Source organism: Lactiplantibacillus garii, from assembly GCF_003885105.1.
Classification (GTDB): domain Bacteria; phylum Bacillota; class Bacilli; order Lactobacillales; family Lactobacillaceae; genus Lactiplantibacillus; species Lactiplantibacillus garii.
The window spans coordinates 42,690-65,251 of sequence record NZ_QWZQ01000013.1 but is presented as its reverse complement, the minus strand read 5'-3'; the positions used below and the strand labels follow the sequence as shown (position 1 = coordinate 65,251).

Annotated in this window: 21 protein-coding genes, 1 other RNA gene and 1 pseudogene; 14 read left to right on the top strand and 9 right to left on the bottom strand. The window is 50.3% G+C overall.

Annotation, left to right across the window (positions count from 1 at the left end):
• Positions 1 to 293: 293 nt before the first annotated feature.
• The 3 genes from D1831_RS05495 to D1831_RS05485 are packed head-to-tail and all read right to left on the bottom strand — an operon-like array spanning position 294 to position 3,919.
• On the bottom strand, positions 294 to 1,943 hold the full coding sequence (locus D1831_RS05495; protein WP_125071923.1) for an ABC transporter permease: 1,650 nt from the start codon (positions 1,941 to 1,943) through the stop codon (positions 294 to 296).
• On the bottom strand, positions 1,936 to 2,946 hold the full coding sequence (locus D1831_RS05490) for an extracellular solute-binding protein (RefSeq protein WP_125071922.1): 1,011 nt from the start codon (positions 2,944 to 2,946) through the stop codon (positions 1,936 to 1,938). The genes D1831_RS05495 and D1831_RS05490 overlap by 8 nt, the downstream gene beginning before the upstream one ends.
• 10 nt (positions 2,947 to 2,956) lie before the next feature.
• Positions 2,957 to 3,919, bottom strand: coding sequence for an ABC transporter ATP-binding protein (locus tag D1831_RS05485; RefSeq protein WP_125071921.1), 963 nt, complete (start codon positions 3,917 to 3,919; stop codon positions 2,957 to 2,959).
• 272 nt (positions 3,920 to 4,191) lie between these two features.
• On the opposite strand from D1831_RS05485, the gene D1831_RS05480 reads away from it, so the two are divergent.
• Entirely contained in the window at positions 4,192 to 5,085 is an 894-nt protein-coding gene (locus tag D1831_RS05480; RefSeq protein ID WP_125071920.1) for a hypothetical protein, read from the top strand.
• Between the two features lie 197 nt (positions 5,086 to 5,282).
• Here D1831_RS05480 and D1831_RS05475 read toward each other — a convergent pair whose 3' ends face one another.
• Both D1831_RS05475 and recU read right to left on the bottom strand, forming a co-directional pair.
• The gene (locus D1831_RS05475; protein WP_125071919.1) at positions 5,283 to 7,583 is read right to left on the bottom strand and encodes a transglycosylase domain-containing protein; all 2,301 of its coding nucleotides are present in this window, start codon (positions 7,581 to 7,583) and stop codon (positions 5,283 to 5,285) included.
• Between the two features lie 11 nt (positions 7,584 to 7,594).
• Complete coding sequence (gene recU, locus D1831_RS05470; protein ID WP_125071918.1) at positions 7,595 to 8,218, bottom strand: Holliday junction resolvase RecU; 624 nt, start codon at positions 8,216 to 8,218, stop codon at positions 7,595 to 7,597.
• A gap of 104 nt (positions 8,219 to 8,322) precedes the next feature.
• Here recU and D1831_RS05465 point away from each other — a divergent pair, with 104 nt between their 5' ends.
• The 4 genes from D1831_RS05465 (at position 8,323) to D1831_RS05450 (ending at position 11,001) form a co-directional block, all read left to right on the top strand.
• Positions 8,323 to 8,892, top strand: a complete 570-nt coding sequence (locus D1831_RS05465) for a DUF1273 domain-containing protein (protein WP_125071917.1) — start codon at positions 8,323 to 8,325, stop codon at positions 8,890 to 8,892.
• Positions 8,893 to 8,966: 74 nt separating this feature from the next.
• On the top strand, positions 8,967 to 9,308 hold the full coding sequence (gene gpsB, locus D1831_RS05460) for a cell division regulator GpsB (protein ID WP_125071916.1): 342 nt from the start codon (positions 8,967 to 8,969) through the stop codon (positions 9,306 to 9,308).
• A gap of 15 nt (positions 9,309 to 9,323) precedes the next feature.
• Positions 9,324 to 9,702: RNase P RNA component class B (rnpB, locus tag D1831_RS05455), an RNA gene on the top strand.
• A gap of 153 nt (positions 9,703 to 9,855) precedes the next feature.
• The gene (locus D1831_RS05450; protein WP_125071915.1) at positions 9,856 to 11,001 is read left to right on the top strand and encodes a THUMP domain-containing class I SAM-dependent RNA methyltransferase; all 1,146 of its coding nucleotides are present in this window, start codon (positions 9,856 to 9,858) and stop codon (positions 10,999 to 11,001) included.
• Between the two features lie 83 nt (positions 11,002 to 11,084).
• Here D1831_RS05450 and D1831_RS05445 read toward each other — a convergent pair whose 3' ends face one another.
• Both D1831_RS05445 and D1831_RS05440 read right to left on the bottom strand, forming a co-directional pair.
• Positions 11,085 to 12,167 carry an acyltransferase family protein gene (locus D1831_RS05445; protein WP_125071914.1) on the bottom strand — a complete coding sequence of 361 codons (1,083 nt, stop codon included), beginning with the start codon at positions 12,165 to 12,167 and terminating at the stop codon, positions 11,085 to 11,087.
• 16 nt (positions 12,168 to 12,183) lie between these two features.
• Positions 12,184 to 12,936 (bottom strand): alpha/beta fold hydrolase, encoded by a 753-nt coding sequence (locus D1831_RS05440; protein ID WP_125071913.1) that lies wholly within the window; start codon positions 12,934 to 12,936, stop codon positions 12,184 to 12,186.
• Positions 12,937 to 13,158: 222 nt separating this feature from the next.
• Here D1831_RS05440 and D1831_RS14600 point away from each other — a divergent pair, with 222 nt between their 5' ends.
• From D1831_RS14600 to D1831_RS05405, 7 genes are all read left to right on the top strand, one after another.
• Positions 13,159 to 13,398, top strand: a complete 240-nt coding sequence (locus D1831_RS14600; RefSeq protein ID WP_225422788.1) for a hypothetical protein — start codon at positions 13,159 to 13,161, stop codon at positions 13,396 to 13,398.
• Positions 13,399 to 13,881, top strand: a complete 483-nt coding sequence (locus D1831_RS05430; protein ID WP_125071912.1) for a GNAT family N-acetyltransferase — start codon at positions 13,399 to 13,401, stop codon at positions 13,879 to 13,881. It abuts the gene before it with no gap.
• Between the two features lie 2 nt (positions 13,882 to 13,883).
• Positions 13,884 to 14,063, top strand: a complete 180-nt coding sequence (locus D1831_RS05425) for a hypothetical protein (RefSeq protein WP_125071911.1) — start codon at positions 13,884 to 13,886, stop codon at positions 14,061 to 14,063.
• A 228-nt stretch (positions 14,064 to 14,291) separates the two neighbouring features.
• The gene (locus tag D1831_RS05420; RefSeq protein WP_125071927.1) at positions 14,292 to 15,605 is read left to right on the top strand and encodes a GH25 family lysozyme; all 1,314 of its coding nucleotides are present in this window, start codon (positions 14,292 to 14,294) and stop codon (positions 15,603 to 15,605) included.
• Positions 15,606 to 15,741: 136 nt separating this feature from the next.
• Positions 15,742 to 16,707, top strand: coding sequence for a S66 family peptidase (locus D1831_RS05415; RefSeq protein WP_125071910.1), 966 nt, complete (start codon positions 15,742 to 15,744; stop codon positions 16,705 to 16,707).
• A 302-nt stretch (positions 16,708 to 17,009) separates the two neighbouring features.
• Positions 17,010 to 17,213: a hypothetical protein gene (locus D1831_RS05410; protein ID WP_125071909.1), complete on the top strand. Its 204-nt coding sequence runs from the start codon at positions 17,010 to 17,012 to the stop codon at positions 17,211 to 17,213.
• A gap of 3 nt (positions 17,214 to 17,216) precedes the next feature.
• Positions 17,217 to 17,525 (top strand): L,D-transpeptidase, encoded by a 309-nt coding sequence (locus tag D1831_RS05405; RefSeq protein WP_125071908.1) that lies wholly within the window; start codon positions 17,217 to 17,219, stop codon positions 17,523 to 17,525.
• Positions 17,526 to 17,604: 79 nt separating this feature from the next.
• On the opposite strand, the gene D1831_RS05400 is transcribed toward D1831_RS05405, so the two are convergent.
• Positions 17,605 to 18,693 (bottom strand): hypothetical protein, encoded by a 1,089-nt coding sequence (locus D1831_RS05400; protein WP_125071907.1) that lies wholly within the window; start codon positions 18,691 to 18,693, stop codon positions 17,605 to 17,607.
• 543 nt (positions 18,694 to 19,236) lie between these two features.
• Between D1831_RS05400 and D1831_RS14980 the strand changes: the two are divergent.
• Both D1831_RS14980 and D1831_RS05390 read left to right on the top strand, forming a co-directional pair.
• Positions 19,237 to 19,893, top strand: a pseudogene (locus tag D1831_RS14980) (GH25 family lysozyme); the annotation flags it as partial.
• 1,166 nt (positions 19,894 to 21,059) lie between these two features.
• Entirely contained in the window at positions 21,060 to 22,166 is a 1,107-nt protein-coding gene (locus D1831_RS05390) for an NAD(P)/FAD-dependent oxidoreductase (RefSeq protein WP_125071906.1), read from the top strand.
• Here D1831_RS05390 and D1831_RS05385 read toward each other — a convergent pair.
• Positions 22,163 to 22,546 carry a ribonuclease HI family protein gene (locus D1831_RS05385; RefSeq protein WP_125071905.1) on the bottom strand — a complete coding sequence of 128 codons (384 nt, stop codon included), beginning with the start codon at positions 22,544 to 22,546 and terminating at the stop codon, positions 22,163 to 22,165. The genes D1831_RS05390 and D1831_RS05385 overlap by 4 nt on opposite strands.
• Positions 22,547 to 22,562 lie beyond the last annotated feature (16 nt).

Sequence of the window (22,562 nt, the reverse complement as noted above, 5' to 3'; positions counted from 1 at the left end):
GTATGTAAACACTCCTAAACATCACGCAACAGTATAACTTAATAATATTTCAATGGAGGTGTTATATGATAAACCAAGTAGTCCTCAAATTGTGGCCCATTCTTGTAAGTCAGTACTACTCAACAATGTATACACGACTGGCTAATAACTTTTATTTGGAATCATGTCGTTATCAATTTTAATTTAGTCCTGTATTTTGGGAACGCTGTCCACGCGGCGGAATCATTCAATCAGTAGCATAAAAACGGGTGCCCCCATCCATCTAAGGACGGGGGCGCCCGTTTTTGCTTAAACTACTTGTTTTTTGTGGTCGGATTCATCAGTCGGTTCGTACCGAGCATGATCATAAACGTGATTAACACGGTGATAACGGCTAACGCCATGCCTTGGGAGGCGTCGCCCTGTTCAAAGGACTGAAAGATAAACGAGGAAATGGTGGTCATCCCGGATGGCAGTAGTAGTAACGCCACTACCAGCTCGCGACTGGTCGCGATGAACGCCATCGCAAAACTATTCAGCATCGCTGGGAGTAATACGGGCAACACGATTTTAAACAGAATCCGGCGCTGACTAGGTTCAAATACCCGAGCACTAGCCAATAGGGTCGTGTCAAATTCGTGTAACGCCGTGGTCAGGTACTGGACGGTCGTGGGTAAAAATAGCGTAATGTCGGCAATCATCAAAATGGCAACGGTCCCGTACAGCTTGGTAAACGCGAACCACTGCGAAAACAGGATCATCAAACTGAGGGCTAACACCACGTTGGGGATGGCTAACGGTAGGGCCCCGAGCACCTTTAACGTTTGTCGAATCCACCGCGGTAACGTGGCCGTGACACTTCCTAAGCTAATGAGCAGGCCTAGTGCTAAGTTCAAGATACCAATTGCTAAAGCTAACCCGAACGTTGTAATCAAAGCCTGAAAGGCCGGACTGTCAAAACGCAGGAGGTCTAAATAGTGCACCAACGTCCAGTTGCCCGCGGCAATCCCGGCACTGCGCTGTTTGAATAGTGACTGGGTGATAATGGAAACGTAGGGCACGCCCATCGCGGCGAGTATTAGTAAGCTGGTGAACGCGGCGGCTAGCACCGTTGTCACGGGACGCTGGTCCAGTTTAGGGGCTTGATTCGTTGTCAGTTTAACAGCTGGTCGGTTTAAGAAGAGCTGTTGGATTAACCAGGCTAATAAGGCGATTACCAGGAGTAAACTCCCCGTTAAAACCCCGTTTTTAAAGTCGAGCGGCCACTGACTGAGGTCCTTTTGGATGGTTGTCGTTAACACTTCAAAATGAATGTTGCGCCCAAACGTGGCCGGCGTACCGAATTCAGCCAAAGTTTTAGTAAAAACCAGTACCCAAACGGCCAGGTACGGCAACAGCAGGATTGGTAGGGTCACCCGGGTCAGTTGGCGCCACGCGGAAACGCCGTGCACGGTCGCGGCGTCGAGCCAGCGCTGGTTAAACTGGTTTAAGGCCGTTTTGAGCAGTAGGTAGGCCACCGGATATAAGTGCAAGCTCATGATCAACATCATGCCGAACGGTGAAAATAACCAGTGAAAGTTACCGGCGGGGGCGCCAAGTTGGTTGAGCAGCCCGTGGGGTTGAAAAAAATAGATCCAACCCATGGCGTTGATGTAGGGTGGTGTCATGAACGGGACGAGCAGTAACCAGTGTAACCAGGTTGCGCGTGCTAGTTTGGTCCGGGTCATGATCCACGCGATTGGCGACGCAATCAGGGTGGTCCCGATGATCGTGCCAGCGCCTAGTAATAAACTGTGTCGCAGACTGGTCAGCGTCACCGGGGCGGTCAATTGGCGCCACAGCTCACCCGGGCGACTGCCGAATAACGTTTGGCTAACTAGCGCGACGAGGGGGCCAATGATCAGGAGGGCGAGCCCTAGCGTCAGGACCCCACTTAGCCAGTTGCGGGTCCGGTGGTTAGTCATTTTTTAAGACCCGGTTAAACGTGCGGATGTTTTTTTGAAGACTGTCGTTGGCGGCTTTCCAGTTAACGTCGTAACTCTTGATGGTTTCACCGTTTAACGGGTTGACCAGCTCCGTTGCCGTCCCCGGAATTAAGTACTTTGCTTTGACTTGTTTTTGGACCTTGTCAGAAAGCAGGTAGTCGACAAACTTTTTAGCGGCCGCCTGGTGTTGACTGGATTTCAAGATCATTGCGGGCCGCGGATTGACGAGAGTCCCGCTCTTCGGGTAGGCGAAGCCGATTTTTTCACCCTTTTTGATGGCGCTGATACTCATGTAGTCAACACCACCCAATACGGCTTTCTTTTGGCCGGTGACGACGGCGTCCAGAACTTCCTTATTGGCCCCGCCAATGTCGGCCCCGTTTTGGTTTAAGGCTTTGAATAGGCTGTCACCGTGTTTTTGCTGGTAAACGTTGATGAAGTCTAAACTGGAACCGGACGTTTTAGGATCGGGGATGGTCACCGCGTTTTTATACGTGCTCTTGGTGAGGTCCGTCCAGTCAGTCGGTGCTGTTTGGCCGCTAGTTTTATGGTAAGTGATGCCGACGGCCGAAGCACTGTAGTTAAAGAGTTGGTGCTTAGTGTCTTGGAACTTGGGGTTCAACTTGGTGACCCGCTTGGCATCGTATGTGACCAGCTTGCCCTGGTTTTGTAAATCGACTCCGGCGGCCATCGACGCTAAGATCAACACGTCGGCCTGTGGGTTGCGGTCCTCGGCTTTGAGTTTGCTTAAGATTTTACCGGTGGTGCCGTCAAACGTTTTAACTTTGATGCCGGACTGCTTTTCAAAACCCTTTACGATTTTATCGGACAGCGGTTTGGGACCGGCCGCGTAAACGGTCAGGACCTGGTTTTTAGCCGTGGCCGCGGTGGCCGGCTTGCTTTGGTGGTTAGCGACGTACGCGCCACCCCCAATGATTAAGATGCCGAGGGCGGATAGTGCGAGAATGGGTGCTTTAGACATGTTGTTCCTCCTAATAAGTTATCAATTGTTCTGAATCGACGGCTAACTGCGTGGGTGCGGGTTGACACGGTGTCAGCGTGTTGACGTGCCACTGGTGGTCGCCGACCTGAATCAGGGTGTCAAAGTGGTCACCGATGAAAGCTGAGCTTAAAATTTGACCACTAAAGCGCGGCGCGTCGGCCGGTGTTAGGTTTGTCACTAACTGGACGTGTTCGGGACGGACGGCTGTGTGGGCGTCAATTTCGTTCACGGGGCCAATAAAACTCGCCGCAAACGCGCTTTGCGGGTGCTGGTAGAGTTCGGTTGCCCGGCCGCTTTGGGCGACCGCCCCGTCATGGATCAAAACGACGTGGTCCCCGATCCGCAGGGCTTCTTGCCGGTCGTGGGTCACGAACACCGCCGTTAAGTGATTATCGTGGATTAAGTTGCTGATCTCTCCCTGTAAGCTGGCCCGCAACTGCGGGTCTAACGCGCTGAGTGCTTCGTCGAATAAAATCAGTTTGGGCTTAACGGCAATGGCGCGCGCTAACGCGACCCGCTGTTGTTGTCCACCCGAAAGTTCACGGGGGTAACGGTCCCGCAGGTCGTTGAGCCCGACTTGGTCTAAGGCCCATGCAACCCGTTCGGTTAGTTCAGCGCTACTGAGTTTGGTTTCGAGCGCAAAGGCGACGTTTTGGGCGACGGTCATATGCGGCCAGAGTGCGAAGTCTTGAAAGACCATGGCGAGGCCGCGGTTGGCGGGCGAGACGTTAACGTTTTGCTGACTGTCAAAAACGACCTGCTGATCAAAACTGATCTGACCGCTGGTGGGCTGGGTCAGTCCGGCCAGCATGTTGAGCAGGGTGGATTTACCCGAGCCGGAAGGACCAATCAGGGCGGTGATCTGTTGATCAGGCAGGGTCAGGTTGAGGGGGGCAATCACCTCGGTATCCCGATAACGTTTCGTTAGGTTGGTTAACTTAATGGCTACCACAAAAATCTAACTCCTTTATTGATGTATACATTGTATTCTAAAGGTAAAAGTTGGTTATCGAATGTACTTTATGTAAAAATTGAGTATTATTTTGGTTAAGTCGCACGGGGCGGTGCACAGTCGCATTATGAGTGTCCGGGATCAAAATAACGGCGCGGATTTCCACATCGTTATTTAAATATGGCAACTAATTGAAATAGGTGTGATTAATTTTCATGAAAACCGCTGTTCCCTATAATGCAAGTAACGATAAAAAAAGGGGAGCGATGGAGATGGCAATGCCAGTGTTTGAAATTCAACCTGATAAGCTTGCGCGGGCATACGGGGACGTTGCGCTGCGGGTCTATCGACACGACGTGGTGGCGGTCGCGGGCGTCAGTGCGCCCCAGTTTGTTGATTTTGACCGCCGCATTTTAAGTCACGTTGCGTACAGTTACGAAGTCATTACCGACTACTGCTCCCGTGATGACCGGGTGGCATTGATTGACGCGACGGTCAGTATTGGTAAGGCCTTAAGTCCCGGGTGGGAGCAACGGGTCACTAAAAGTACGGCGGCCGCGCGGAAACTAACCCGCTTATTGGCCGCGTTAGACGTCGTCGTTGATCACCGCCCCGCCATGACGTGGCTGACCGAAAAAAAGATTCAATTAGCGGTCGCTGCCGTAAATACGACCGACTGTTTGTTATTGGACGATCCACCGGTCAAGTTAACTTACTGGGAACGGCAAGACTATTGGCGGGCCGTTTCGCAAGTCACCCGGTACTGCTCGTTAGGGTGGCTACTGCGGACGCGGGATTTAGACCTTTTAAGCGGGTGGCTGACCCGCCTAATCGTAATCAAAAACGAACGGGTCGTGATCGACGCGCCGATGACCACAATTAAACGGGACGTTCAGCACGCGACGTTATTGCGAATTGATCGGCGCGCGCTCACGACGGACGGTCAGGAACGGTTGCTGGCTAGTTTCCCGCAGTCGGAAGTGACCGCCCACCATTTACGAATCCAAGTGCCGAGCGCCCTACAAGTCAAGCGGCGTTTAAAACGGGCTAATTTGACCGCTAAGGACGTTACCGTGGAGGCGGGGCGCTTATCCCACTTTGTCCGCCAAAGCCTGGCAAAGAACGGGCTGCAGCTCTACTGGCTTAATCAGCGGTTAAACCTATAAAAACAGCGTGTGTCAAAAGTCGGTTAGTTGGTGAGCATTAACGGCGGATGGCGGATAATCCTGGGCTTGGATTGTTTGACATCCGCCGTTAAGCGGAGCCCGCTGACTTTTGAAACCCGTTTCGACAATAATTGTGCGGAGATACAAAAAAGACTGTGACTTATGTCACAGCCTTTTTAGGTTAAAACGTTTTGAAATTATTCGGCTTTATTTGTGTCAGTAGCCGGTGCGGCTTCCGAACTAGCCGAACTGGAACTGGCTTCCGAACTGGAGCTTGCTTCCGAACTACTGCTGCTAGCTTCGCTGCTGCTGGATTCTTCAGAGGAGGATTCCTTCGATGATTCCGAAGAAGAAGACTCCTTCGAAGATTCGGACGAAGACTCACTGCTACTGCTGCTTTCAGCTTTTGATTCGGTGCTGGAAGTAATTGACGAGCTCGTGTTGTCCTTGCTGGACGTTCCCGAAGCGGCTTCGGAATTGGAGAAAAGGTGGCCGACCACGTACAGTTCTTCGACCCCGTTCTTCTTGACCGTGCCGACGGAACTTGGCTTGGTCCAATCGGAGTTTGGCGAGTGTTCTTGCAAGTAAGTCATCATTTCACGGTAAATATCCTGTGAAATTTTTGACGTGCTGTTATCAATGTAGTTGACTTGCGAGAAGTCGCCCGGTTTGTCGTAACCCGTCCAAACCGTTACCGAGTAGTTCTTGGTGTAACCCGCCATCCACGAATCCGGTTCGGCGTCGGAAGGCACCTTGCCCTTGTACTTATCGGCGTAGTTATCGGTCCCGGTCTTACCGGCTTGGTAAACACCGCTGATCTTAGCGGTCGTCCCGGTCCCGGTGGCACTGTTGATGACGCCTTTGAGCATGTCGGTGATCATGTAGGCGGTGGACGCTTTCATGACACGCTTACCACTACTGCTGTACGACGTCGACTGGTTATCCGGCGTAACGATTTTGTTGATGTAGTACGGCTTGTGGTAGGTCCCGCCGTTGGCAAAGGCGGCGTAGGCAGCGGCAACTTGTAAGGAGGAAACTTCGGCTCCGATGGCATTCGAGTAGTTCACGGTCTTCAGGCCCATCCCCAGGTTATTGGCGAAGGTCTTGGCCTTGTCCCGGCCAACGGCTTCCAGAGTCCGCACGGCCGGAATGTTCCGTGATTGGACGAGGGCTTGCCGCATCGTCATGTTCCCTAAGTGCTTGTTGTCAAAGTCATTTAGGGTAATGTCGGTGCCCGGGTACTTGTACTTAGTATCGGCTAATGACTTATAGGTTGGCCAACTGTTGTATTCGATGGCCGGCCCGTATGCCAAAATTGGTTTCATGGTCGAAGCGTTTGAACGGTCGGTTTGAACGGCCCGGTTCAGTCCGTAGGTGACGTTGGTGTGTTTACGCCCACCAATCATTGCGGAAACTTTCCCGGTGTACGAATCGACGACGGAAACCCCGAGTTGGAAACGGTTATTCGGGTAGTTGACGTAAGTGGAGGTGTTCGCAATATCATATAAGCGCTGTTGGGCGTTCATATTGAGGTTGGTGTACACCTTCAAGTTATCGGTCGTTGAGTAGCCCTTCTTAACGATCTCTTTACGAACCTCGGTGATATAAGAATCGGCAACCTTACTCTTATACTGTTGCGAGGCGAGGTTCTTTTGACCCGCGGAAGAGAGGCCGGACTTGATGCTGACGTTTTGGGCGGCGGTTTCCTGCTGCTTCGTAATCGCCTTATTATCGTACATGGCTTGTAAAACGAGGTCGCGCCGGTTCTTCGCGTAAGCCGGGTAGGACGTTGGGTCGTAGTAGGTCGGCGACTGTGGCATGCCGGCTAATAACGCTAACTGGCTGAGGCTTAAGTCTTTAAGCGGCTTATTGTAGTAGTACCACGCCGCGGTGCCCATCCCGTAAACACCGTTACCCATGTAAACTTTGTTGATGTAAAATTCCAAAATTTGGGATTTACTGAAATGCTTTTCCACGTTGAGGGCTAACCAAGCCTCCTGGGCCTTGACTTTTAAGTTCCGGTCGGAAGTTTTGGTGGAGAAGACCGAGAGTTTGACGAGTTGCATCGTCAGGGTACTCCCACCTTGCATTCCCAGTGAACTGCCCTTTAAGTTTCCGAGGGCCGCGCCGAGGATCCGGGTGTAATCGACCCCCTTATGCTTATAAAAGCGCCGGTCTTCAATGGAAACGACCGCGTTTTTGAGCGTGTCGGGAATCTGACTGGATTTGACGTACTTACGGCTGTTGGTCCCGAGGTCGGCGACTAACTTATTATTTGAATCATAGATCTTAGTGGAAGCTTCGCTCTTCATTGCGGCTTCCGAGATCTTCGGTGAGGTCTGGGCGTAGTAGAAAAACAACCCGGTCCCCGCTAAGACGCCAATCACAAACAGCGCTAATAACGTCAAAATAATTCGCCGAAACCAGTGCTTTTTCGGCGGCTGCGGTTGGTTCTTATTACGAGCCACCCGTGAGTTTTGTTCATTGTTACCTGCCATGATGTTCTCCTTTAATTACTTGATGGTTTCTCATCAATGATGTTATCAATCGCATTCAAGTAAGGAATGAGGGGATTGATATGGTACTGCAACTCCGCGGCCCGCTGTTCAATGTCCGTGAGTGGAATTGACTTGCGACCACCGTCTTGTTGGTGATCCCAGTAGCTAAACAGGTCGGTAGCTTTTAATAAAAATAAACGCCCCAAACTAGCAAACCGGATGATCACAAAACAAATCCCGCCCTGGTGCAAACACTGGCGCATGTGTTTAATTTGGTGATCATGAAAATTTTTGAGCGGAAAGGCCGTTTTGCTTTTCGTCTCCTTAGCTTCAAAGTCTAAGTACTTGCCGCGGTAAACCCCGTTGTAGTCGGTCGTCGAGGCGTGTTGAAAGTAAGCTTCCTTAATGACGGCGGCGCTACGACTAGGGTAATCAACCTTCACAATTTGAATGGGCGTTGGCTTTTTATGGATAACTGCGATATCATTTTCGAGATAATAGGTATTGCTATCATTGATCTCTTCTTCCAAACTCATTCCCCGGTCGCCAAAATTAACGTTGGCAAACTTGGAAGGTTTTGACTTTGAGTGGCTAGGTTGGCGATAGACTTTACCGTTTGGATAGCGAATCGTCACATTAATCAACCTCCTAATAATGTTACATTTTACCATTATTAGAAGTAATGTGAAATATCTGTGATGTTTTGTCCGTACTTCTTGATAGAAAGGGGACTTTTTTTGTGAGTCGCTTGTGGCTGAGTGGTTACCGCAGTTACGAATTGAACGTGTTTGGGGAGCAGGATGATAAACTTAAAGTGATTAAATATGCACTGACGAATTACCTGACGACCCAGATCGAAGACGGGGTGGATTGGCTGATCACGGGCGGTCAACTCGGCATTGAACAGTGGGCGGCCGAAGTTGGCTTGGAATTAAAAAAGACTTATCCTGAATTAAAAGTCGCAATGATGTTACCGTACGGAGAATTTGGCGGACGCTGGAACGAGAATAATCAGGCTAAGTTACAAACACTGTTGGCTCGGGTCGATTTTCACGCGCCGGTTAGTAAGCAAGCTTATGAGAATCCGCAACAATTAAAAAATTACCAAGATTTCATGGTGACCCACACCGACGCGGCCACCTTGGTGTATGATCCTGATAACCCTGGTAAACCTTCGTACGACTACGATTTGATTCGGTCTTACGCGGAGGGGCATCCGTACCCGCTGACCTTGATCGACTTCGATTGGTTACAGGAAAGTGCCAACGAATATGCAGAAAAACAGAATAATGGTTTTAATTTTGAATAAAGTCTGCTACAATGTTTTAAGTAATGCGGATGCTTACTAGGCATTGCGCGAATAACAATGAGGTGTTTTTAAATATGGCTAAACGTAATTTTACTCCCAAAGACATCCTTCAAAAAGAATTCAAGCCCAAGATGCGGGGTTATGACCCGGCTGACGTGGACGGCTTCTTGGATAATGTCATTAAGGACTATGAGTCATTTACTAAAGATAACCAACAACTTTCAGATGAAAACGAACGGTTACGTGCCAAGGTTGACGAGTTGACCAAACAGGTCGCCGTGGGTGTTTCCACGCCATCTTCACAACCGGCAAGTACGGTGACGAATATGGATATTCTGAAACGTTTGTCTAATTTGGAACGCCACGTTTTCGGGGCACAATTAGATAATAATCAAAATGAATCACACCGTCTTTAAACGTGATTCAATGTAAATTCTGGGTAATCGCGGTCGGCTTATGTCGGCTGAGGAAGGTCCATGCTCGCACAAGCTGCGATGCTTGTAGTGTTCGTGCTCGGTGAAAAAATAAGCCGGGGTACCGATTTTATCGGTAACGGCGGGAAAACCAGCTAAGGCGCAAGCTATGCTCTAGTATCCCTGAAAAGTGCCACAGTGACGATACTTGGTTGGAAATGACCAAGGTGGAACGAGGTAAACCCCGCGAGCGGGCAACCCAAACTACGGTAGGGGCGCTTCACATAGGTAACTGAACTAAATGTGGGGGGAGATTCTAGTGATCTCGAGATAGATGATTACCGCCGTATCAACAGACGCCTGTTCTTTGGTATGGTACAAAACATGGCCTACAGGAATTTACATTTAGACAGGAAACTAGGGCAAAAGTTCGCTTTTGTCCTAGTTTTTTTATGCGGAAAGTTACCGAACAAGTAAATATGGTAAACTAGACGGTGAAATCAATTTTAAACGAATCTTTAACCAAGCACACCCTTTTAGGAGGATACAAATGGAAGAATTTAGATTAATTGCGACCGCGGCTAGCGGCATTGAAGCCCTGGTGGGTCGCGAATTACGGGACCTCGGCTACCACACCCAGGTTGAAAACAGTCGGGTCCGGTTTAACGGGACGATCAAGGATATTTTACGGACTAACTTATGGTTACGGACGGCCGACCGGATTAAGATCATCGTCGGTGAATTTGACGCCTACACCTTTGATGAATTGTTTGAAAAAACGTTGGCGTTACCGTGGGACCAATTATTACCAATGGACGCGGAGTTCCCGGTTGAAGGGAAGTCCCGTAATTCCAAGTTGCACAGCGTCCCCGACGTGCAGTCGATCGTAAAAAAGGCCATCGTTAACCAATTAGCCGACACTTACCACCGCAACGGGCACTTACCCGAAACCGGGGCGCTGTTCCCGCTAGAAGTGGCTATCAACAAGGACCACGTGTTACTGACCCTGGATACGACCGGCTCCAGTTTGTTCAAACGGGGCTACCGGGTCGAAAAGGGGGGCGCGCCGTTAAAGGAAAACATGGCGGCGGCCTTAGTCATGTTAGCGAAGTGGTACCCGGACAACCCGTTCGTTGACCCGGTTTGTGGGTCGGGGACCATCCCCATTGAAGCGGCCCTGCTTGCGCGCAACATTGCTCCTGGTTTTAACCGGAGCTTTGCTTGTGAAAAGTGGGACTGGGTGCCGAAGGGGCTTAGTCAGGAACTGCGCGACGAGGCGGACAGTCAGGCCGATTACGATACCGAACTGGACATCAGCGGTTATGATATTGACGGCAGCATGATCGACATTGCTAAGTTAAACGCCCGTGAAGCCGGATTATTGCACGACATTCACTTCAAACAATTAGCCGTAAAAGATTTTACGACCGATAAGATCAACGGGGTCATCATCGCCAACCCGCCATACGGGGAACGGTTGAGCGACCGGGACAGTGTTCGGATCTTGTACCGGCAAATGGGGCAGGTCTACGCCAAGTTACCAAGTTGGAGTAAGTACATTTTGACCAGTGACTTGGAATTTGAAGACTACTTTGGTCAAAAGGCCACGAAGCGCCGGAAGCTCTATAACGGGGCGTTACGGACTGATTACTTCCAGTATTGGGGCAAACGCATCCGGCCCGCTCGTCAAAATTAACGTTGACAATAACATTGCACCGTAATTAAAGGGTGAACCGTTGTAAGCTGTGCTAGCTTGCGAGGGTTCACCCTTTTTGACGCTTATTTTGATTGAAGTAACCGGCGTTTAAGGTGGTGTAAGCCGACCGCCCCGGCAAACGCGAGCACCCAGGTCAGCGCGTAACTGAGCAAAGTGACCGCGATTGGGGCGGCCGTTAGCCAGTGGCGGCTGAAACGCCAAACTAGTTGTAACCAGCAGACGTTCCCCAGGTAGGCCCGGTAGGCGTAGGTGGCTAACCAGTGGATCCAGTGTAAACTGCGGGCGTGACGGGTGATTTGGTGGGCCGCAAACCAACTGATCAGCCCAATGGTCGCGAGTGCGTAGAGGACCATGGACGGCTGGACGTAGGGCGCGTTACTGAAACGCACGGGGAGTCCCGCCGAAAATAATTGAATTGCGGTCCAACTAAACGCCACGCCCCAAGCGAGGAGCAGTCCCCACCGGTAACGGCGCAATAAATCCCGGTAAGTTGTGGGAAAAACGGCGGCGGCTGTGCCGAACCCGGCGTACAGCCCAAAGCTTAACCAGACCCGGTCTAGTAGGTACCATGAACGTTGTAACGGTCCGTGCCAAACGAAGCGGTCGTAAAAAATGACCCACGCCGCAAACAACGAGCTGAGGATCAGCAGGACCAGTTTGGGACGCCGTTTTAACCAGCGGGCCAGCCCCCAAAAAAGCGGCATCAGTAAAATAAATTGCAACATCATGGTGTTATACCACAGGTGGGGCGCGGCGTTACCGTTGATTGCCTGCCAACCAAACGTTAACCAACTATTAAACGGTCGCCCCTGTTGCTGCCCCGGCAATCCCAGCAGGTACACCAGTGTCCAAAAAATCGTGGGGACGAATAGGGCCGACCACTGTTGTTGCAGGTACGCCGGGTAAGCTTTGAGGGTGCTAGGAAAAGTGGTGCGGGTCGTCGTATATAAAATTCCAAAGATAAACGCGGGTGCCGTGAATTTTACGAAGTTATAAGTTAACCCAATCAGCCACTCAAACTTAGTGGGTAACGGTTGTTTTAAGGCGACGGCGAGGACCGATTGCATGATGACCGCGGTGCAAGCGGCCACTTTCAAATAGTCGCCGGTATCGGCGGATTGAATTGTTGTTGAATTTTGAGTCATCTTTCACGCGGGTTTCTTAATTAAGGTAGTAGTCAAAAAAATTGGCAATTTTATTCATTAACGGAATTTTGACCAAATGCTTGGCCTGATAGCCGGTGATAAACGCGACCTGACTAGCATAGGGGGCGGTGTGCACGCGGTCAAAGAAGTCCCGGGACTGCTCGTACGGGATCCGTTCGTCCGCGGTCCCGTGCCAGAACAACACGGGCCGGTTCGCGATTTTTTCGGGGTGCCGGTTTAAGTCGAAGTGGTCGATCCAACTGGTCAAAGCCGCCATGCTAGTTGGCAGGTAAACGTGGTGTTCGGCCGCGTAGTCGCGGACTAATTGGGCGTAGGCGTTTAAATTGGGGGTCCCCATGATGATGGTGGCTGCCGTGATCTCGGGATGCTGGGTCAAAAGCGCGCCGGTGGTCATCCCGCCCATGGAATAACCGCCGACCCCAATTTTTCCGTCTAAAATTAGCCCCCGGTCGCGGTAAGTCGAAACGAGCAGGTCGAATTCGGCCAGGTTTCCCTGGATGCTGTTCCAAAACGTAAACGAGGGTAAACTGCTGACGGGTTCTTGCCGGTCGCCGTGGTTCATGGCGTCGGGTAAAACGACCCGCAGCCGTTTATTGGCCAGTTTACGGGCCTGGGTCAGGACCAGGTCCTTTTGGGAACGCCAGCCGTGGTAAAAAATGACGAGGGGGAGCGGTCGGTCGATTAAACTTGCGTCCACGACTTCGATCGTCGGGACGTCCTGGATCAATTGTTGTTTTACACTTAACATTTGGTTAAACTCACTTTATTAAATTTATTATTTACTGATTACTGTGACAGACTTGGTGCTAAAAAACAAACCGGGTGTTTATGAAAAGCGTCTGGGAAGTCCTTCAGAATCAGGACGATTATTAGCGGGGTAATAACGAGCGTTAAAGTAAAGGAGTAATTGAATTATTAATTTTTAATGATAAAATGAGAATTAATTCATTTAAAGGAGGGAGTGAAAGCCGTGTTGAAACCGCCAGCACTACAACCCGGTGATCGGATGGCCGTTGTTTCACTATCCGCGGGAACTTTGGGTGAAGAAACGGCCGACTTAGCCTTACCCATTTTATATAACGTTAACTTTGGGTACGCGTTCTCCCGGACAGCCTTACCGTATGGGGCCCGTGCGACCGTTGATTTGAATGCCGGTGGGCTAACGATTGACGAACCGTGGTTTGCGAGTACCCAGAAAGGTGGAAATTAAATGTTAACGGTACGTAAATTTCAAGACCAAGATGCTAACGCAGTAACCCACCTGGTCGCTAAAACGTTGCGGAGCAGCAACGCAGCCGACTACTCCGCAGCGTACTTAAATAAGCTTGTTCAGCGAATGACCCCCGCCTGGTTTTGCGAACGGGCGGCCGCGACCCATTTTTACGTCATATGCGCGGGTCCAACGATTATTGCGACCGGCGCCATCGGACCTTACTGGGGACGTCAAGATGAGAGCAGCCTGTTCACGATTTTTGTGGACCCCCAGTTTCAGGGGCGGGGATGCGGCCGGTTGATCATTAACACGTTAGAGGCGGACCCGTACTTTAAACGGGCCCACCGCATTGAGATCCCAGCGTCAATTACGGCGGTCAACTTTTACCGGCGAATGGGGTATCACGTGAAGGCCGGTGGACCGTTTCCCGATGAGGAAGGCCTGTACCGGCTGGAAAAATTTCGTAGTGGGGAGGGATAACGATGGAAGATTGGCATGACCAACGCATTGAAGCGGCCATTGAAGGTAACGTGACGGCTCAGACGACGTTTACGTACGGGCTTAACCGGTTTGTGCCGGGGATGAACGTTTTAACGCCCCAGCAAAACGTGGCCCGGGTACGGTCACTGAACGGGACGCCAACGCATTCTGCGGCCCATTAATGACTACTGATTGATAATTTACATAATCGTTTTAATTGATTGTAACAAACGCCAAATGCGCGGCCCGACTTACTAGGGCCGCGTTTTTTTAACGCTTTAACCAGACCAATGTAAAGAAATTGTAAAGCGAATGACATCAGTTTGAGAACCTTTCCGGCCATTTTATCGTTAATATTAATGGTAGATATTATTTTACATATAAAATGTTTTATGGGAAGGCGAATGATGGTGAAATTGCATAAAAAGTGGCGGTTAGTCCTAATGGTCGTTGGAAGTTTCGTAGGATTAGTGACGGCGACGCACGCACAGGCGGCGGTACCGGATATTTCGGAATGGCAGGGGGCGTTAACGAGTACCCAGGTTCAAAGTTTGAAGAGTCAAACGGATTTTGTGATCAACCGGGTTCAATACGGCAGTGGATACGAGGATATTCACCACGTTAGTAACGAAAACTTATACGTGAAGTACGGGGTGCCGTTTGGCTCGTACGATTTTGCAACCTTTACGTCCACGAGTGGTGCCGTTCAGGAAGCCAAGGATTTCTATAACCGGGCCAATAAAAATACCAAGTTTTACGTTTTAGACTTTGAAACCACCGGGATGAGTAGTTCGGCGGCCAACGCGGCGGTCAAGGCTTGGTACACGGAGATGCGGAAGTTAACGAGTAAGCACCTGATTTTTTATTCGTACCAGTCGTTTGCGACGACTTACGCCAACACGGCGCGGCAAAGTTTTGACGCCCAGTGGATCGCGAACTACTCGTCAAAACCGACCATTTCGTTTTCACTCTGGCAGTACTCCAGCAACTACTACTTGTCCGCGCTAAACCAGTACGTGGATAATAACTTGTTTGACAGTGCCTCGGTCACCACGTACCACCCGCTCAGTTGGTGGCTGAACCAAACGACTAGTTATGCTTATAGCAAGTATAAAAAGAATCAGCACGTTTACCTACACAAGGCGGCGACGACTTACTATTCGGGTGCTAGCATTCCAAGTAGTGCGAAACAAAAGTATTACAAGATTAGCGCCGTTAAGTCGGTCACAACCGGTTCATCCAAGCAGCTCGTGTACCTCAAAGGGTTAAACCAGTGGGTACGTTCACAGGATGTGACGGGCTACTGGGTCGGTCAACACGGTAGTTACACTTTACGCGGTAAGGCTAAACTTTACAGTGACATCAACTTAAAGAACCCGACCGGCACCATTTTGCCTAAGGGCGGGACTTACAAAGGCAAGCTGGTTAAACACGGCAACTACTACCGGATCAAGTTTGCCGGCGGTTACGTGACGGGGAAGGTTTCTAAGACCGACCACGCCTACTACGAATCGGTACCAAGCAGTAAAAAAGTCGTGGCTAAGAAGAACGTTTACACTTACAAAAACGGTTCCTTCAAAAAGGCCGACCGGGTTGTGATGCATAAAAAGGGCAAGGCCATTAAAACGGTCGCCGTCTACAAGCGTTCGACCGGATCCCGTTACTACATGACGAATAAGGGGAACTTCTTTACGGCGAATAAGAATTACGTCAAAACTAAATAAGTTTTTGAAATGGTTGCCAGTTAATGGGAACCATTTTTTTATAATTAGCGGATGCTGCACTAGTCCCACTGAGCTTTGTCTTTTGCAGTGGTTAGCGGTATGCTAAATAACAAAACGATGAGAAAGTGGTGGATTTATGATTATTGGCTGTTTTTCCAGTTCGACGCCAATTACGGCGTTGTCGCCGCACCGGTTTGCCCGGGCGCGGGCCTTTCTAGCGGCTCATCACGTCCAACTAGTTTGTGGGGCCTTAACGGGACGGCGGGATGGTTACCGCGCGGGGACTATTCAAGCACGGGCCGCCGAAATTAACGCGCTGATCCATGACGACCGGCTGGACGTCTTAATGGCAACCATTGGTGGCAATAATACGAACGCCGTTTTACCGTATTTAGATTACGAGTACCTGAACCGCCACCCCAAAACGGTGGTGGGTTATTCGGATGTGACCGCGTTATTGTTGGCAGTTCAAACGCAGGCCCCGGCTTGCCGGGTGATTTACGGCCCGGCCTTAGTGGCTTCACTGGGGGAGTGGTCGCCGCTGGTGGAACCGACCTGGGAAAACTTTCTCACGATTGTCAGCGCGGCGTCGCACGCAACCGTGACCGTGTCGGCACCGGAAAAATGGACGGATGAAGCGTGCAACTGGGAGCAGTTTGAGCATCCTAAAAAATTACGGCCCAACGCTTGGCACTACACCCAGCAACCCGTTTTGAGTGGTCGTTTAATGGGTGGGAATCTCAATACGATGTACGGGTTGTTCAAATCGCAATACTACCCTGAGCTGCAAGCCGGTGACCTGTTATTTATCGAGGACGCCGAAAAGGACGCCGCAACCTTGGAGAAAAACTTTGTGATGTTACAACTGGCGGGCGTTTTTCAGCGAGTTGCCGGTGTGATTTTGGGCAAACACGCGCTGTTTGACGATGCCGGGACTCACCGGCGGCCCGTTGATATTTTATTAGAAGTGTTGAACGGGCAACCGTTACCAATTATTTACGACTATGATAGTTGTCACACGGTGCCAATGATCAGCACACCGCTGGGAAGCCACGTTCAAATTGACGCTGAACAGCGGACCATCACGTTTCAAGATTTTTAAGGCGGATCGGTGGTGAGTCCGAAGTACGGTGGGCTTTAAGTTTTGCAACGACTTAGAATTAATCGCGTGGTAATCACTTAAACACGTCACCGCTGAAGCAAAATAAATGTTTACTCGCCAGGAACCGTTCAATATGAATAAATTAATATGTAAATATTCCCTTGTGACTAGTTCGACCGGGTGTTACTTTAAAAAGCAAATTACAAAAACAAAGGGCATTTAAGTCCACCCGAGGGAAGATAAATGATGAAAGTGGTCCTAATTAAGGGTTAACCATGGTTGGCTGCGTTGGGGTTCTACTGGTGGGATGGTATAACGTCATACTCCGGGCAAGGTTACGTGAACCGGCTCGGCCGGTTCAACAGTCCGCGGTTAAGCGGCGGGGGCGACGACACCCATCAATGCGGCACGCCTATCCCGAAATCCCCCGGCACCCGTACCTCCAAGTTAAGGTTGCGTTGGCCCGGCAGCGGGTTTATTTGGTGGATGGTGACCAAACGCTTTAGACGATGTTAGCTTCAACCGGCCGCTCCGGGGCGGACACACCGACCGGGCTGTTCGTCATTCTGCCGGAGTGGGGGTTACATTTTTATAATCCGGTTTCTAAGGAAGGAGCCAACTACTGGGTTTCGTTTAAAAATTACGGTGAATTTTTATTTCATTCGGTTCCAATGGACGTTAACGGTCACTACGTCGTTAACGAAGCCGAACAGTTGGGCCAGATTCCAAACTCCCATGGATGTATTCGGTTAACGGTGGCGGATGCCAAGTGGTTCTATGAAAACGTGCGTCCTAATACCCCGGTTGAAGTGGCTTAGGCTTGGTGAGTACATATCAAAAAATAGACGATTTCCCGAATGATTTTCTGGGGAACCGTCTATTTTTTAATAGCTTTTGTTAACCGAAGTAGTAGTACGCCCCCACGATGGCTAACCAGATCGTTAACCACACGATGCCGGCACAGAGGTGGAAGTAGTACAGGTGGTAATGAAACTTGGCAAAACGGTCACTACCACTGACTTTAAAGGGTAATTGGTCAGTTTTTAATAGGCGTAAGTAATCGTACAGCTTCGTCGGCCACAGCGCGCCGATGGTCTCTAAAATCACGAGGGTGATCAGCGCGTAAATGGCGGCCGGGAAGACGGCGGAAGTGTCCACCGCAAAACTGGGTGCAATGATGTTAGCGTAAAGGGTCCAAAAAGCAATGATGGCAAATATGAACGCAATCAAGCGGGCCACGGCCACCGTCACGACCCGTTTTTTGAGGTCGGGCTGTTGCTTGAGTAACGCCCGGTTGGCTTGGTAGTGCAGGGTTCCAAATTTAACGCTTTGACCGGACTTTAATTCTAAATAACGGGACTGATAAAGGTACGGTAACTGGATCAGCAGCGTTAGCAGGGCCACGACCGGGATGGCAATGATGGCACAGATAATTAGATATTCAACCACTAAAACGGGCGCGGTGCTGGTTGCTAAGGCCCGACTGATCCAGGCGACCAGGATAAACAGGTCAAAGGCGAGCACGCTCCAGACGGCTTGCCGCCGGTAACGTTTAAAAGTGGCCACGGGAGCCGGTTTAAAGCCCAGCTGGTCGGCTTTAGCGCGGACCCAGTAATCGTAACTTTGGGTGGGCCACGTTAACGGTACGACGAATAGTAAGACCAATCCACAAAGTAACAAAATCACGCTCGTAATCGCCGTCCCGGTGGGAAAAATCAGCAATGATAACTTGGCTTCAAGGTCGTAGACACTGATCAAAATAAGCACCAGTCCCACGATCCAAGCGGCTTGCGTGACGCTAAACAGGGCCCGTAACCGGGGTGACTGCTGGGTCAGGTGTTTGCGAGCGCGGTGCTGCAGCTTCAGCTGGTCTTGCACGGGCAGCGCCTTAGTTGGCTGTAAGTACGGTTGCTTCAGGTTACGGTAAATAAGCCAAAGACCGACAGCTAGTAGCAGGGCTAAAAGAATGCAAATAGTAATTAACATAAACGGTAAGTCCTTTAAAAAAATATAGTCGTGCTTAAATTCAAGTTTAGAACTAAATTATGCATAAATTGTGACGATAATTGAAATTTTATCATTTTGCCACCTAATTCGAAACAATTGGTGAGCCGTTCACGTCCTAAAAATAATCACGCCTATTAGGAAATGATTGAGAGTTATGGGCCCCTAAACTCGGCTGTTATAACCAAGAAGGCTTCTAGTCACCGCATTAAGTTACTTTTTGTAATCTTTTTGTAACTGCTAATATTAGTTTATTTATGTTAAGTTATTAGTAAGAATTGTTCAACGGGCTAGTTTTTGACTGGTTATTACGGGAGTGTTTAAAAATTTACATAGTTAAACGGTTACGGTTGGCAGTTTCACTGCGTCAGCCGCTAGTTTTGCGGGGAAAGTTTTGAAGCTTACGGAACTAACGTGTTGGATTTTAATTTGGAATTATAAATTTTTTCTTTGAAAGGTGAATTGAATGTGGGACTAAAAAAAGGATGGGGATTAGCATTAACAACCGTGGGCTTTTGTTTAACGATGGGCGCGACGACGCAGGCTAAGGCGGCCGTACCCGATATTTCTGAGTGGCAGGGGAACTTGACGAGTACCCAGGTCCACAGCATGAAGTCGCAGGTTAAGTTTGTGATCAACCGGGTGCAATACGGTTACAATTATGAAGATATTCATCATAAAAATAACGAAAGTTTGTACGTGAAGTACGGGGTCCCGTTTGGCTCGTACGATTTCGCAACTTTTAAGAGCGTTGCCGGTGCCAAAGCGGAAGCTAAGCGTTTTTACCAGCGGGCGAATAAAAAGACCCGTTTTTACGTATTAGACTTTGAAACGACGTCGATGGGCAGTGCCGCGGCTAACGCGGCCGTTAAAGCCTGGTACCAAGAAATGCGGAAATTAACTAAGAAACACTTAATTTTCTATTCTTACCAATCATTTGCAACGACCTACGCGAACTCCGCACGGCAGGCGTTTGACGCCCAGTGGATCGCCAACTACTCGCACCGGCCAACGATCTCGTTTTCACTGTGGCAGTATTCGAGTAACTACTACCTCTCGTCGTTGAACCAACACGTGGATAACAGCCTGTACGATAAGGCCACGGTACCCAAGTACCATACGTTGAACTGGTGGTTAGGTAAGTCAACGAAGAAAAAGGCCACCACCACCAAAAAGGCGACGACGACTAAAAAAGCAACGACGACTAAGACGACCGCTACGGCCAAACCGGCCACAACGACGACCGCCGTTAAGACGCCAGCTAAAACAACGACGCAAACGACTACGAAGGCTCCCGCCAAAACCACGGCTAAAGTCAAATACGCCTATAGCAAGTATAAGGTTGGTCAACGCGCTTACCTCAAAAAGCGGGCGACCAACTACTACGGCGGTGAAGCGATTCCGGTTGATAAACGTCAGAAGCCGTACACTATTAAAGCAGTCAAGGCCGTGACGGCCGGAACTTCCAAACAGATCGTGTACCTGTCCGGCTTAAACAAGTGGGTCTTGACGCAGGACGTGACCGGTTTCTGGCGCAGTGGCAGCAAGGGCAAGTTTAAGGCCAAGACTAACTTAAATATTTACCGTAACGCCAAGTTGTCGAAGTCGCAAAAGACCGGTAAAAAAGTCTTAAAGGGCAAAACGGTCACCGGTCACGTGGTGCGTTCCGGTAATTACTACCGGATCAAACTGGATAAGGGCGGTTACGTGTCCGCCAAGGTTCGCTACGTCAGCTTTAAAGCCGTTAAATACGTCTTTAGTAGTTATAAAGCGGGCGAGTACGCCTACATTCCGGCGAAAGCCAAAACGTACTACGGCGGGGCGGTCATCCCGGCTAATGCTAAACGCAGGGCTTTCAAGATTACGAAGGTCAAGTCGAAGGTCACCAGCCGTTCCCGGAAACTGGTCTACGTCGGCCACTTAAAACAGTGGGTCCGCGCGCAGGACATGGTTGGCTTTTGGAAGAAGGGGACCAAGGGCACCTTTAAAGTCCGTTCCAAAGCAAACGTGTACACCACGGCCAGTTTGAAACGGAAAGTCCGCAAGCTCACCAAGAACCAGAAGGTCAAGGGTAAGGTGGTCAAGAAGGGCCGCCTATACCGGGTCAAGCTCAACGGCGGCGGCTACGTTACCGCTAAAGTGAGCGTTGTTAATAAAGTGAAATAGTAAGCAGTTCTAGTTTAAACGTCAGCTTCCCGTTGGGGAGGCTGGCGTTTTTTGGTGGCGGGTACTAGCGAGCGTTTTTAACAGTCGTGCGGGTCAACAAATTGGCGACGTTCCCCGCTAGGCAGCCCACCAGCGGGTTGGGTATGCTAAAATAAGGGTAGATTGGTTCTGGAGGCGTCGATATGCAAAAACAAGTAACGATCATTGGAAGTGGAATTGTAGGGGCCGTAACGGCTTACTACTTAAGTGCTGATCCGTCGTTGAGTGTGACCATTTATGATGAAGGCATTGGCCAGGCCACTAAGAACGCGGCCGGTATCATCTCGCCGTGGCTGTCAAAGCGGCGCAATAAGCGGTGGTACCAATTAGCCAAGGCCGGGGCGGCCCTGTACCCCAAAATTGTGGCGGATACCCAGATGGGCTATTCGGTTTACCAGCAGTCCGGAACGGTCGTCACCCGTGAAGACCCGGCCGCTTTAGAGGCCCTGTACCAGCTGGCCGTGGAACGCAAAAAAACGGCCCCGCAAATGGGAACCGTTGAAAAGTTGACGGCGGCACAGGTCCAGGCTAAGATTCCCCTGTTAACGGCGCCCCAACCGGGCGTTTTCGTCAGTGGGGGCGCCCGCGTCGACGGGGACAAGTTTGCCCATAACCTTTTAAAGTACGCGGAAAAACGCAACTTAGTTCGTCACAAGGGCAAGGTTCGCTTGGGTGATCAGGGTCAGTTACTGACCGTTAACGGGGAGCAGGCCTACGATACCCTGATTTTAGCGGTCGGGGCCTGGTTAAAACCGTTATTGTTACCAATGAAGATCGTGGCCGACGTGCGGCCGCAAAAGGGCCAGTTAATTGAATTGCAACTCCCCGAAACTTGGGGCGACGACGTACCGGTACTGATGCCCGAAGGTGAACGCGATTTTATTCCGTTTACCCGGAGTAAACTGGTGGTCGGGGCGACCCATGAAAATGACCAGGGGTACGATTTGCAAGTGTCATCGTTAGTGGAAGACGACCTGTTTGCCAGTGGTGTTAAGTTGGACGACCGGCTCAAAAAAGAACAGATCACCCAGGTCAAGGTCGGGACCCGCGCGTACACCAGTGACTTTGCGCCGTTCTTTGGCCCGTTACCCGACAACCCCCACATCTTAGTGGCGAGCGGCCTCGGGTCCTCCGGGTTAACCACCGGACCGATGATCGGTAAATTATTAGCCAACTACGTCTTGACCGGTCAACACGACTGGGCGCAGTATCAATTACCGGTCGACCACTACCTAACACCGGCCGATTAGTTTAAGTGCAGGCCCTGCTGCGCAAGCTGGTGGGCCCCGTGGTTGGCGCTTTCCGCGATCCACTGGGTCACGACCACTTGGCACTGGTCTTGCAAGTGTAACAGGGTGGCTAGTTCGACGGCGAAGTGTTTACTGTACGCTTTGTCGACACTCTCGGCGACGACCTGGCTGTCCGTGTAAAAAAAGACGACCTGGTCGGGACCGTAAGAATCTAATAAAATTTTGAATCCAGCAATCGCGGCTAAGAATTCCGCGGTATGGTTATCACTGGCCGGCAAAACCTGTTTATACTGGTGTTGCTGGCCTTGGTCAATTAAAAGAATGCCCGCGGCACTCCGGTTAGTTTGCGGCGTCGTGGCCGCGTCCGTGTATAATTGCAATGATGATCGCTCCATT